Origin of the sequence: Kitasatospora sp. NPDC048545, assembly GCF_040651155.1 — a bacterium.
Classification (GTDB): Bacteria; Actinomycetota; Actinomycetes; order Streptomycetales; family Streptomycetaceae; genus Kitasatospora.
On the sequence record NZ_JBEZIQ010000040.1, the window covers coordinates 19,690 to 31,455 of the forward strand.

Genomic DNA, 11,766 nt, shown 5'->3' on the forward strand with positions numbered 1-11,766 from the left:
GCGTGGACGACGCCCGGGAAAAAGACGACAGGAGGTGTCGGGTTTCCCGGGGACCGTGGGGTTCCGGTCGCGTCGTGGTGACGCCGGCCGGGACGACGCACAGACAAGGACGACCCCCATGCGCGAAACACCCGCCGAGCTCCACCGCCTCCAAGTCCTCCTCGACACCTCGCTCTCCCGCTCCACGGCGCACCTGCGGTCGATCATCAGCAGCGAGCGCACCCTCACCGCCGGCCGGCTCACCGGCGTGCTCACCGGCATGTGCACCCTCGCGCTGTCCACCGTGACGGCGAAGGGCGAGCCGCGGGTCAGCGGCGTGGACGGCCACTTCCTGCACGGGACGTGGCACTTCGGCACCGCGCGCGACGCCGCGAAGGCCCGGCACCTCGCCGCCCGGCCGGCCGTCAGCGCCGCGCACCTGCGCGGGGAGGACCTGGGCGTGTTCACCCACGGCACCGTCGAGGTGCTCAACCCCCACCACGGCCGGCCGGCCCCCGACTGGCCGGACCTGCTCGCGTACTTCCGGGACTTCTACGGCGACGACGCCTTCGACTGGGACGACGGCGTGGTCTTCTACCGGCTGCATCCGCACTGGATGGCCGCGTTCGCCCCCGACCCCGCCGCGCTCGGCGGGACGGCGGACGGGGCATGACCGCGCCCGCACCGGGCGGGCCCGTGCCGGTCCGGCGCGCACGGGCCGACGGGCACGATGCCGAGGCGTCCGCCGCCACCACTACCGGGACCGACGGACGCCTCGGCCCGCTCCCCCGCGGCACTGAGCCCATGGCGAGAATGGGGGCGAGCGGGTACTGCCGGCGTCATCCGTGCAGCAGCCGTGGCAGGTACGGCAGGCGACGGGACGGAGGGGCGACGTGCGGGCGAGCCGGGCCATCGCGCTGCTGTTGCTCCTCCAGGCCCGGCGGACGATGACCGCCACGGAACTCGCCGCCGAGCTGGAGGTCTCCGAACGCACCGTGCAGCGGGACGTCGCCGCGCTGATCGAGGCCGGGGTGCCGGTGTACGCCGAACGCGGCCGCGGCGGCGGCTACCGGCTCGTCGACGGCTACCGCACCCGCCTCACCGGTCTCGAACGCGCCGAAGCCGAAGTCCTGCACCTGGCCGGACTCCCGGGCCCGCTGCGCGACATGGGCCTGGCCGGGCACGCCCTCGCCGCCCGGCTGAAGGTCGCCGCCGCCCTGGGCGACGCCCCCGCGGCCGCCACCCGGCGCTTCCACCTCGACGCACCGGCCTGGTTCCGCGACGCCGAGCCCCCGCCGCTGCTCGCCGAGGTGTCGCGCGCCGTCTGGGAAGACCGCATCCTCCATGCCCGTTACGCGGCGCGCGGCGGCACCCGGGAGCGGCGGCTGGAGCCGTACGGACTGGTCCTGAAGGCCGGGCAGTGGTACGTGGCGGCGCGCGGCCCGTCCGGCCGGGTCGGCTCGTACCGCGTCGACCGCTTCGAGACGGCCGAGGCCGGCGACGAACGGTTCGAACGCGACCCGGAGTTCGACCTCGCCGGCTACTGGGCCGCGGCGGCACGGGAGTTCGCCCGCTCCGTGCTGCGGGAGCGGGCGGTGGTCCGGCTCAGCCCGCTCGCCGTGGCGAACCTCGCCGTCCTGCTGGAACCGACCGCCGCCTCCGACGCCCTGGCCACCGCGGGCCCCCCGGACACCGACGGCTGGGTCACCGTGACCCTGCCGGTCGAGAGCTGGGACATCGGCTACGTCGAACTCCTCCGCCTCGGCCCGGAGGCCGAGGTCCTGCAGCCGCCCGAACTCCGGGCCCGTCTGGCCGAGGCGACCCGCCGCGCCGCCGCCCTCTATGCCTGACCGGCCGTCCCGATCCTGACCGGCCGGCACCCGGGCGCACAGGCGGTGCCCCTCCCCGGACGGGCCCGCACCGGACCTACTCGTCGGTAAACTTCCCGGCGGTCCGTTCGGCCCTCCGGACGACAACGGGGACACCACGGGGGACACGCCACATGGAGATACGACTGCTCGGCCCGGTCGAGGTGGGACCGGACGCCGGGACGGACGGCCGCGGAGGCCCCGGGCCGCACGTCGCACCCGTCCGGCACGTGGGCGGGGCGCAGCGCCGTGCCGTCCTCGCGCTGCTCGCCCTGGAGTCCAACCGCACCGTCCCGGTCGGGCAGCTGGCCGAACTGCTGTGGGCCGACCGCCCGCCCGCCCGGGCGAGAGCCGCGCTACAGGGGCACATCGCCGCCCTCCGACGGCTGCTGGACGGTTCGGAGTTCGCCATCGCCACCCGCACCTGCGGCTACCGGCTCACCGGGCACACCGAGGCCGTGGACGTCGGGCAGGCCGAAGCCCTGGCCGCACGCGCCACCGGCACCGAGGACGACGCCACGGCCGCCGCGCTCCTCGAACGGGCCCTGCGGCTGTGGCGCGGCACCGCCCTCACCGGCCTGCCCGCCACCCCGCTCGGCGCCGACCTCGCCGCGCGGCTCGACGACACCCGCACCGGGCTGCTCACCGCCTGGGCCGGACGGCTGCTGCGCCTCGGCCGCGGGCACGCGGCCGTTCCCGCGCTGGAGCAGAGCGTGCGCGCGGACGGGCTGCGCGAGCCCACCGCGGCCCTGCTGGTCCGCTGCCTGCTGCAGAGCGGGCGCGCCGAGGACGCCCGGCACGCCTACCGGCAGGCGGTCGCCCGCCTCGACGAGGCGCTCGGCCTCGCGGCGGGGCCGGAGCTCCGGGCCGCTTTGGCCGAGGTACCGACGGCCGACGGCCGTGGCGGGGGCGGGGGCGAAGGTGACGGCGAACCGTCCGCCCCGGCGGTCGGCCCACTCCCCGTCACCCCCTTCCCCGGCGCTCCGGACGGCTTCGTCGGCCGGGCCGCCGAGACGCAGTGGCTCGACCGCCGCTGCGGCACCGGCGCGAACGACGGTGGGATCGCCGCAGTGGTCGGGCCCGCCGGGGTCGGCAAGAGCGCGACCGTGCTGCACTGGGCCCACCGCGTCACGGCGGACCTCCCCGACAGCGGCCTCTTCCCCGACGGCCGGCTCTTCGCCGACCTGCGCGGCTTCGACCCGGCGGGCCCGGCCGACCCGGCGCAGGTCCTCGGCCGCTTCCTGACCGCCCTCGGCCTGCCCGAACAGGCCGTCCCGGAGGGGCTCGCGGCCCGCGCCGCCCTGTTCCGCGAGCGGACCCGGCACCGCCGGCTGCTGGTGGTCCTCGACAACGTCCGCACGGCGGCCGACGTCGCCGAGCTGCGGCCCGCCGGTGCCGGGTGCCTGACCATCGTCACCAGCCGCAACAGCCTGGAGGAGCTGGTCGTCACGGACGGCGCCTTCCTGCTCCGGATCGACGCGCTGCCCGCCGCGGACGCGCTCCGCCTGCTGGAGCACCGCCTGACGGCCGAACGGGTGGCGGCCGAGCCGGCCGCGGCCGCCCTGCTCGTCGACCTGTGCGACCGCCTCCCGCTCGCCCTGCAGCTCGCCACCGCTCGTCTCGCCGCCCGCCCGGGCTGGCAACTGTCCTCCCTGGTCGCCGAGTTGTCGGACGAGCAGGCCCGGCTGGGCGCCCTCGGGGCCGTTCGGGGAGCACTGAGCGTACGGGCCGTACTCTCCCACACCTGCCGTCTGCTGCCCACGCCCGCCCGTCGCCTCCTCGCCCTGCTGACGGCGCATCCCGGGACCACCGTCGACGTGTACGCGGCCGCCGCCCTCCTCGCCGCCGACACCCGAACCACCGACACCCGAACCACCGACACCGGTGCAACCGACACCCGGAGCGCCCGGCAGGCGCTCGGCGCCCTCGCCGCGCACCACCTGCTCACCGAGCCGTCGCCCGGCCGGTACGGCCGCCACGACCTCGTCCGGGCCTACGGGGCCGAGCTCTTCGCCCGGCTGCCCGCCGACCTCCGGAGCACCGCCTTCGCCCGGCTCGCCGACTACGAACTCGCCGCCGGCGGCCACGCGGTCCGCCGCACCAACCCGCACCACCGGCCGTACCTGCCGCCCGGGGCCGAGGCGTACGCGCTCCCGCCCCTGCCCGACACCCGCGCCACGCTCGACTGGTGCCGCGCCGAGGAGCCCGTGCTGCGCGACCTCGTCACCACCGCCACCGCCCGGGGCGACCACGAACGCGCCTGGCGGCTGGCCAAGGTGACCGCGACCCTGTACTACGGCGCGGACCGGGTCGCCGACCGGCTCTCCTGTCTGCGGGCCGGTCTGCATGCCGCCCGGCTCGACGGCGGCCGGGAGGGCCTGGCCGCCATGGAGGCCGCCACCTCCTGCGCGCTCGGTTCCGCCGGCTACGTCGCCGAGGCGCTGCCGCTCGCCGTCCGGGCCGCCGACCGCACCACCCCCGAGGACGGCGACCTCCACATCCACGCGCTCTCGGTCCGTGCGTCGATGACCGCCCTGTCCGGGGATCCGGCCGGGGCGGACCGGATCGCCGCCGCCGCCCTGGCCCTCATCCGGCGCACCGGGCTGCGGGAGCACGCCGCCACGGTCCTCAGCAACGCCGCCGCCATCAAACTCACCCTCGGCGACCCGGCCGCCGCCCTCGCCCACGCCCGGCAGACCCACGCGCTGCTCCCGGGCCGGCCCGGCGCCAACGCCGCCATCTGGGCCCTGGTCAGCGAAGCCCTGGCCCACCAGGCCCTCGGCTCCGCGCAGAGCGCCGAGTTCGCCTGGCGCGACGCCCTGCAGCGCTGCCGCTCGACCGGCAACGTCCGCCTGCACGCCCTCGTCCACCAGCGGTTCGCCGACTTCCTCACGACGGACGGCCGCCCCGCCCGGGCCGCCGACCACCTCCGCGCCGCCGCCGAACTCTACGCGGCGCACGGCGACGCCCCCCGCGCGGAGCAGCTCGACCGCGGCCTCACCGTGCCCTCCCGCGGCGGCCCCGGGCAACGGCCCGGCCCGCCGTCCCCGGCCGGGCCTCCGGGGCTCAGTACTCGTTCCTGATGACGAAGTACGACCCGCGGATGGTGCCATCGAGCTTCGACTTCTGCCGCGCGAACTTGAACCGCGGGGCGAGCTCCTCCGGGACCTCCATGCCGTCCGAGAGCTTGAACCCGGCCGCCCGCTTCTTGGGGTCGTCGACGGTGTACATCACGTCAACGCCACCATGACCAGCGCAGATGATGCACCGGAGTGAGGTGGCGCGGCTGGAGGAGCAGGCCGATGAGGCCGCGGATCTCCGCGACGGACAGCGGGATCAGGTCGTTTTGTCCTAATCGGCAGCCCCTTTCTCCAGCTCGTGGGCGCGGATCGCGGTCAGCGCGGCGAGGGCGGTCATGGACGGGGTGATGTGCCGGTACCAGGCGTCGTAGCGGCGGACCTGGTAGTGGTCCAGGCCGCACTCGTTCTTCGCGACCTGGAACGACTCCTCGATCGCCCACCTCGCCGCGGCGACCTTGACCAGGTCTTTCAGGCGGGTGGCGAGGGGGCCACAGCAGACGTAGTAGGCGATCTCGGTCGGGTCGCTGACCGAGCGGCGGGCCAGGACCCAGTGCTCGACACCGTCCTCCCACATCGGGCCGATCGCCGCCCTGGCCCAGTCGTAGACCCGCTCGCCGTGCGAGCCCTTGCCGCCGGACAGACGTTTCCACGCCTGCCGCGGCAGGTCGGCGACCAGTTCGTCGACCCGAACCTCACGCCACCCGGTCGTGATGACAGTGGCGTTGACCCTGGTGGCCGGCACATACCCGACGCCGCGCGGAAGCCGGTGTCGTCGCCGATCAGGATCCCGTCCTCGGCACCGATGGTCTCCACGACGAAGTCCCGCACATCGTCACGGACACCGTCCGCGTCCCAGTCCGCCTCACCCAGCAGACGCTGCATCCCGATCGGATGCCCCTCACCCGCGCGCTCCGCGAGCGTCCACCGGTTCTTCCGCTCCAACGGCGCGATCAGCGCAGGCGCCCTCCACGCCAGAGGTGCAGCAGGTCGGTCGTCCAACGGTCGCAACGACACGATGGCGAACGGTGTGGCACCCGGCTCGCGTGACCGGGTGAACGGCTGCGGCCGAACCTAACCGGGTCGGCGGGGCGACTGCTGGGTGCGGTAGTAGTCGCGCCAGATGAGCCGGTGTACCCGGGTCCAGCGCGGGATCGACCTGATCCCGGGGATGAAGGGGATCAGGATCAGGATCAGGCTCAGCAGGGCCATCAGCCCCCAGACCAGGGCGTCAGCGTTGTCGGAGCTCTTGAACGGCTCGATCTGGTACCAGAAGGTGTAGAGCCAGAGCCAGGGCTGGCCGGGATAGTTACCGGTCTCGTTCATCATGCCCCACTGGTCGCCGGCCAGGTGACGGCTTCGGGCGAGACCCTCGAAGTAGCTGCCGTCGCCTAGGAAGAGCAGCGGGCGGGTGTAGTCGGTCTGATAGAACTGGCCTCCCTCGGTGAGGAGTTCGCCGTCGAGTGCGCCCGACTGCGCCAGCTCGAGCAGCCGGGCGGTCAGAACCGGGACCGGGCCGTAGTCGCCGGGGGCCACCTGCGCAGGGTCGCCGTCCGGGGCCGTGCCGAGCGCGTCGGAGTATGCGGAGGTCCAGGCTTGTTGCCGGTCTGGGGATGCGGCGTTCCAGCCCGCGAGGGCGTCGGTGACGGGGGCCGGCTCGGGAGCCCGGCGCAGCGGCTGGAGGACGAAGTCCTCGGCGGTGTCGATCGGGATGCGCACGCCCGCGAGGCTCTGCAGGCCGACTGGGCCGATCTTCTGTCCGGCTCCCGCTGTGTGGTTGTACGGTGGGCCGTACCGAGCGGTGGTGCTGGTGCCGCCGAGCTCGGACACGGCGGTGGCGGTGAAGTCGGCCGAGTCGGCGCGCGACCACGAGCCGAGGGCGACGGGCTGCTCGTCGGGGGAGGAGAACAGCGCGGCGAGGCCCGCGGTCAGCAGGGCGACCAGGACCAACGCGACGGTGGCCTCTTTGATCAGGTCGTAGGGCCGGGTCGGGAACGCCGACGACTCCGGCGTTTCGGTCCGGCGGGTTCTGCGGGTCACGCTCGCTCCTCCTGCCCGGGCGGGACCTGGTCGGTGCCGGGTGTCGGGGCGTCGATGGGCGGCACGATGCCGCGCAGCCGGACCAGCATCACGTGCCATCCGCTGAGCAGGCAGATCACGACGGGGAACAGCACGGTGTGCCACATCAGCATCTGGCCGAAGTCGAGGACGTTCCAGAACGCGCCGATGCCGACCGCGTTCATGCCGTCCTTGGCCTGGTCCGAGATCCACTGCGAGTCGAAGTTCTGCTGCACCACGTAGCCGGAGAGGGCCGTGCCGATGGAGGTGAGGAACGCGACCACGCCGGTCATCCAGGTCAGGGCACGTCGGCCGCGCCAGGCGGCCATGAAGAACTTTGCCCACAGGTGGAGCACCAGGACGAACATGAACAGCTCGACGCTCCACAGATGCAGGCTGTTGACGTACTTCCCGACCGCGGAGACGTGCCACCACGCGGGCCCCTTCAAGGCCAGCAGGCCCCCGCTGACCAGCACCACTGCCAGGGAGGAGACCGTGAGGACGCCGAAGACGTACACCCACGAGGCCATGAAGGCCGGCTGGCTGTCGGGAAGCAGCTTCTCCGGCGGCAGCGCCGCGACCAGCCGACGGCGTACCGCGGCCGTCCAACCGTGCCCGGGAGTCTGCGCGTCGGTGCTCATCCGCGGCGCCGTCCGTGCGGGAAGGGCAGCAGCAGCGCGAGCACGAAGACCGTGATCATCAGGGCGATCACCACCAGGTTGGAGACGGAGATCTGCACCACGCCCCAGTGGATGTAGTGCCCGGTGCCGTCGAGGTCGATCGGCGCGGCCAGTGTGCGTGTGACGTCGTATCCGGAGTCGGCCATGGGTCCCCGACCTCCTTGATCAGATGGAAGTGACTGGGTCGTGACACCTCAGGGCCGGCAGCGCGGCGACACCGGCCGAAGGGGGGGCCTACCGCGGGTGAGGCTTCGCCAGGCCTTCGGCATGGCGCCCACGGCAGTGTCGCGTGTCGGCGCTCCGCTACGGACAAGGCGCCACCGGGCTTCACCCGAGGAGCCGAGCGACCTGCCCGCTTCCGGGCGAAGGAAGTGACGTAGCGGACGGGCAATGGCCCGGGTCGGTGTCGGACGACGGAGGCTCGATCGAGCCCGTCGGCCGTAGTGGTGACGGCCCTCGCGAGTCCGTCACCTGCCGACGGCCGTAGGCGGGGAACTCGACGGTGGCGGAGAACCGGGAGGCGAGGCCGGGGTTGGCGGCGAGGAAGGACTGCATCTCGTCGGTGTAGCCGGCCACGATGACGACGACCACGTCGCGGTGGTCCTCCATCAGCTTCACGAGGGTGTCGATCGCCTCCTGCCCGGAGTCGGGCCCCGAGCCGGCCGGGCGGACCAGGGCGTACGCCTCGTCGATGAACAGCAGGCCGCCGCGGGCCCGTTCGAAGGCCTCGGCGGTCAGGGCCGCGGTCTACCCGGTGAACGCGCCGACCAGGCCCGCGCGGGAGACCTCGACGACCTGCCCGCAGGCGAGGACGCCCAAGGCCGCGAGCAGCGAGCCGTACAGCCGGGCGACGGTGGTCTTGCCCGTCCGCCGCACCACCTCGTGGTCGTCCAGCAGGAAGACGCGTACGGGCCGGGGCGTGTCCATGGCCTCCTTCTCCGTGGGCCGAGCGGGCGGTGGCACCACCGATTCTGCTCGTCGACGCCGCCGGGCGTCGCGTCAACCGTGCGGCACGACGACGACCGGGCACCGCACGCCGTGGATCACCGCTCTGCTGACCGGGCCCAAGCGGCGCCCGGTGCGGCCGAGCACCAGCAGCTCGGCCGATGCCGCCGCGGCCATGATCCCGGCGGGCGCGTGCCCGTCCATCAGGGCTGTGTCCACCGTCAACCCGGGGTGATCCGCTCGTACCCGCTGGGCGGCGTCCGCCGGCATGTCGACCGCCCGGCCGCGGACCTCGCTGACGCCGGGCAGTCCGGGTGTCGCGTGTTGCGGCCAGGGCCAGGCGTGCACCAGTCGCAGCGTCAGACCACGTCGGAGGGCCTCGTCGGCGGCCCAGCGGGCGGCAACGAGACTCCCCGGCGAACCGTCGACGGCGGCGAGCACGAGCGCGGCCACGGGGCCCTCCCCGGTCAGGCCGGCGCGGCGAGCCGCAGCTCGACACCCACGACACCGGGCACGGAGCGGACCAAGTGCTCCAGGATGTCGGCAGAGACAGTGTCCTGCAGGCCGCCGGTCAGCGTGATCCGCCCGTTCTCGGAGCGGATGTCGGTGTCCACGGCAGCGCTCGGCCCGACGGTGGCGACGAGTTCGAAGCGGACTCGGTCGGCGAGTTCGCGGTCGTCCCCGAGGTGGACCTTCAGCAGGTCACCGCGGCTGACGATGCCGACCAGGTAGTCCTCCTCGTCCACCACCGGAAGACGTTTGAGGTGGCCGCGGGCCATCGCCCGGGCGGCCTCGTTGAGCGGGCTGCCGGGGTGCACGGTGACCGCCGGCACGGACATCATCCGCCCGGCCGTCAGGGCGTCGGCGCGCTCGCCGTCGCGGTCCCGGGCGACCAGCAGGTCGGCCTCGGAGACCACCCCGATCACCCGGCCGTCACCGGTCAGGACGGGGACGGCACTGACCCGCCAGCGCTGCAGGGTGTCGGCGACTTCACGGAAGTCGGCGTCCCGGCCGACGGCCACCACGGCGTGGGTCATGACGTCGGCGACGGTGCTCGGTGTGCCGGTCATCACGGCCTCCTACGACGCCGCGCGGTACGCGCGCGGGTGTTCCACCCTCGGTCCGGTGTCGTCCTCGGCCCAGTCGAGGGTGACATGGACGGCGACCACACCGTCGACCGCCCGGCAGAGCCGTTCGGCGATCGGGATCAGGCTGCGTCGCGGCAGCCGTCCGTTCAGCGTGACCACGCCGTTGTGCACCGTGACCTCGACGAATCCGGGGGTGAGCCAGAGGGTCTGTCCGAGCACGTCGTGGTTGATCTCGTCGCGGATGGCGGCGTCGTGCCGCAGGAACACCTGCAGGAGGTCACGGCGGCTGACAATGCCGACCAGGCGGCCGGCCTCGTCGACCACGGGCAGGCGCTTGACCTTGTGCTTGTCCATGGCGCGCGCCGCCTCGGGCACCGACCAGCCCGGACGGGCGGTGACGGCAGGACTGGTCATCAGCCCGCCGGCCGTCTCGGCCTCGGCACGGGCACGGTCCTTCCCGTCGAGCCACCGGCCCGGGTAACGGCCCTCCGGATCCGGCAGGACGGCCTCCTTGCGGATCAGGTCGGCCTCGGACACCAGGCCCAAAGGACGGCCCTGGTCGTCGATGACCGGGATGGCGGTGATGTCGTTGCGGTGGAACAGCGCCGCAACCTCCTTGACCGGCGTGTCCGGCCGGGCGGTGACGACCTCGTGAGTCATCACGTCGTTGACGTTGCGGTGCTGCATCGTCCTCACTCCTCCTCCAGTGGTCCCGCCTTCACTGTCCGTCCGGGCGGCGCCCTCGAACAGGGCCGTACGGTCCCTGACACCGGGCCGGTCCGGCCCAGGCCGGTGCGACCGGTCGGCAGGACGATGAAAGGGACCCGCACACCACGGGAGGCGGCCAGGACGACGGACACCCCGACCACCGACACCGGCGCGACCCGCTCACGCCCCAGGCCGGGCCTGCTGACCTTCCTGGGCGGCGTGGGCACCGTCACCGGCAGCAAATTCCTTGTCGAGACCGACCACGCTCGGCTGATGATCGACTGCGGCCTGTTCCAGGGCCTGGCCGAACTGCGCCGCCTCAACCGTCGCCGGCTGCCCCTCGACCCCGCCGACGTACGGGCCGTCGTGCTCACCCACGCCCACCTCGACCACTGCGGCTGAGGTCAGTCCCTGAGCCTGGACTCCGATGCTGCTGGAGATCGCACGCTTCTGGTCCTCCGCCGCCGACCACGACCCGGCCCGGGACCGTTGGTCGATCCGCGGCGTGCTCGGCCCCGACGATGAGTATCACGACGCCTACCCCTGGGAGGCCAGGCCGGCCTGAACGACAACACGTACACCGGCCTTGCCGGTGGCAGCGTAGACGGCCTGGAGGCGGTTGGAGGCGGTCTCGTCGGGTCCGACGAGGCGGAAGTCCCGGCGTTCGGCGGTGTCGGCCATCACGTGTTCGAGGAGATCGCCGAGGATCCGGGTGGGCTCGTGCAGCGTGGTGCCGGGCTTGTCCACGGGGACGGCGTAACGCTCCAGGGAAGGCAGCGGCAGGTCCCGTAGCAGGAGGCCGCCGTTGGTGTGCGGGTTGGCACCCAGGCGGCGGGTGCCGTCGGGGACGCGGCTGAGCACCTTGGGTACCGGGCGGCCGACGGTGTCGAACAGTTCCTCGGGCCGGTAGGACCGCAGCCAGGATTCCAGTCGGGCCAGGTGGGCGGGGTTGTCGCGGACCTGGTCCAGCGGCACCTGGTGGGCGCGCCAGGTGCCCTCGACGGGGACGCCGTCGACCTGGGCCGGGCCGGTCCAGCCCTTGGGGGTGCGCAGAACGATCACCGGCCAGGCGGGTCGCCCGGTGGCGCCGTCGTCCCGGGCGGCCCGCTGGATCGCGGCGATCCTCTCCACCGCGGTGTCCATGGCGGCCGCCATGGCCTGGTGGACCGCAAGCGGGTCCTGCCCGGACACGTACAGGGGTTCGTGCCCGTAGCCGCGCAGCAGGGCGTCGACACCCGGCAGCCGCGCTCTGCCCCATCGGCACCGCCGGGACGCGATGGCGCACAGGGTCGGTCGGGGCACGCCGGGACCGGACGGACGGGACCTGTGGCCCTGCGTTGCCGGGCTGCCCGGCCCTGGGCCG

11 protein-coding genes and 4 pseudogenes are annotated in these 11,766 nt (G+C 73.9%); 5 read left to right on the forward strand and 10 right to left on the reverse strand.

Features of this window, described 5'->3' with window-relative positions; translation table 11 throughout:
- The first annotated feature begins 118 nt into the window (after positions 1-118).
- From AB0D10_RS31095 to AB0D10_RS31105, 3 genes are all read left to right on the forward strand, one after another.
- Positions 119-652, forward strand: coding sequence for a pyridoxamine 5'-phosphate oxidase family protein (locus AB0D10_RS31095; RefSeq protein ID WP_360262288.1), 534 nt, complete (start codon positions 119-121; stop codon positions 650-652).
- 220 nt (positions 653-872) lie between these two features.
- Entirely contained in the window at positions 873-1,829 is a 957-nt protein-coding gene (locus AB0D10_RS31100; protein ID WP_360262289.1) for a WYL domain-containing protein, read from the forward strand.
- Between the two features lie 152 nt (positions 1,830-1,981).
- A complete protein-coding gene (locus AB0D10_RS31105) occupies positions 1,982-4,930 on the forward strand; it encodes a BTAD domain-containing putative transcriptional regulator (RefSeq protein ID WP_360262290.1) in 2,949 nt (982 codons plus the stop codon).
- Here AB0D10_RS31105 and AB0D10_RS31110 read toward each other — a convergent pair.
- The 9 genes and pseudogenes from AB0D10_RS31110 to AB0D10_RS31150 all read right to left on the reverse strand — a co-directional run bounded on the left by AB0D10_RS31110 (position 4,914) and on the right by AB0D10_RS31150 (position 10,382).
- The gene (locus AB0D10_RS31110; protein WP_360262291.1) at positions 4,914-5,081 is read right to left on the reverse strand and encodes a hypothetical protein; all 168 of its coding nucleotides are present in this window, start codon (positions 5,079-5,081) and stop codon (positions 4,914-4,916) included. The two genes, AB0D10_RS31105 and AB0D10_RS31110, sit on opposite strands and share 17 nt — an antisense overlap.
- Before the next feature lie 117 nt (positions 5,082-5,198).
- Positions 5,199-5,881, reverse strand: a pseudogene (locus tag AB0D10_RS31115) (transposase); the annotation flags it as partial.
- Positions 5,882-5,998: 117 nt separating this feature from the next.
- Positions 5,999-6,964, reverse strand: coding sequence for a hypothetical protein (locus AB0D10_RS31120; protein WP_360262292.1), 966 nt, complete (start codon positions 6,962-6,964; stop codon positions 5,999-6,001).
- Positions 6,961-7,623, reverse strand: a complete 663-nt coding sequence (locus AB0D10_RS31125; protein ID WP_360262293.1) for a cytochrome b N-terminal domain-containing protein — start codon at positions 7,621-7,623, stop codon at positions 6,961-6,963. Before AB0D10_RS31125 ends, AB0D10_RS31120 begins: the two co-directional genes overlap by 4 nt.
- Complete coding sequence (locus AB0D10_RS31130) at positions 7,620-7,808, reverse strand: hypothetical protein (RefSeq protein ID WP_360262294.1); 189 nt, start codon at positions 7,806-7,808, stop codon at positions 7,620-7,622. Before AB0D10_RS31130 ends, AB0D10_RS31125 begins: the two co-directional genes overlap by 4 nt.
- Positions 7,809-8,154: 346 nt before the next feature.
- Positions 8,155-8,529 (reverse strand): annotated as a pseudogene (locus AB0D10_RS31135) (AAA family ATPase); the annotation flags it as partial.
- 132 nt (positions 8,530-8,661) lie between these two features.
- Positions 8,662-9,060, reverse strand: coding sequence for a universal stress protein (locus tag AB0D10_RS31140; RefSeq protein WP_360262295.1), 399 nt, complete (start codon positions 9,058-9,060; stop codon positions 8,662-8,664).
- Between the two features lie 14 nt (positions 9,061-9,074).
- Positions 9,075-9,677 (reverse strand): CBS domain-containing protein, encoded by a 603-nt coding sequence (locus tag AB0D10_RS31145; protein WP_360262296.1) that lies wholly within the window; start codon positions 9,675-9,677, stop codon positions 9,075-9,077.
- A gap of 9 nt (positions 9,678-9,686) precedes the next feature.
- Entirely contained in the window at positions 9,687-10,382 is a 696-nt protein-coding gene (locus AB0D10_RS31150) for a CBS domain-containing protein (RefSeq protein WP_360262297.1), read from the reverse strand.
- Positions 10,383-10,508: 126 nt separating this feature from the next.
- Between AB0D10_RS31150 and AB0D10_RS31155 the strand changes: the two are divergent.
- Positions 10,509-10,802 (forward strand): annotated as a pseudogene (locus AB0D10_RS31155) (MBL fold metallo-hydrolase); the annotation flags it as partial.
- 28 nt (positions 10,803-10,830) lie between these two features.
- Positions 10,831-10,968 (forward strand): hypothetical protein, encoded by a 138-nt coding sequence (locus tag AB0D10_RS31160; protein WP_360262298.1) that lies wholly within the window; start codon positions 10,831-10,833, stop codon positions 10,966-10,968.
- A 17-nt stretch (positions 10,969-10,985) separates the two neighbouring features.
- Here AB0D10_RS31160 and AB0D10_RS31165 read toward each other — a convergent pair.
- Positions 10,986-11,651: pseudogene (locus AB0D10_RS31165) on the reverse strand (phosphoketolase); the annotation flags it as partial.
- Positions 11,652-11,766 lie beyond the last annotated feature (115 nt).

What these genes read in the sequence shown, in the direction of transcription:
- AB0D10_RS31105 (WP_360262290.1), top strand. Translation starts at nt 1,982, where the DNA reads ATGGAGATACGACTGCTCGGCCCGGTCGAGGTGGGACCGGACGCCGGG.
- AB0D10_RS31095 (WP_360262288.1), top strand. Translation starts at nt 119, where the DNA reads ATGCGCGAAACACCCGCCGAGCTCCACCGCCTCCAAGTCCTCCTCGAC.
- AB0D10_RS31160 (WP_360262298.1), top strand. Translation starts at nt 10,831, where the DNA reads ATGCTGCTGGAGATCGCACGCTTCTGGTCCTCCGCCGCCGACCACGAC.
- AB0D10_RS31145 (WP_360262296.1), bottom strand. Translation starts at nt 9,677, where the DNA reads ATGACCGGCACACCGAGCACCGTCGCCGACGTCATGACCCACGCCGTG.
- AB0D10_RS31130 (WP_360262294.1), bottom strand. Translation starts at nt 7,808, where the DNA reads ATGGCCGACTCCGGATACGACGTCACACGCACACTGGCCGCGCCGATC.
- AB0D10_RS31150 (WP_360262297.1), bottom strand. Translation starts at nt 10,382, where the DNA reads ATGCAGCACCGCAACGTCAACGACGTGATGACTCACGAGGTCGTCACC.
- AB0D10_RS31125 (WP_360262293.1), bottom strand. Translation starts at nt 7,623, where the DNA reads ATGAGCACCGACGCGCAGACTCCCGGGCACGGTTGGACGGCCGCGGTA.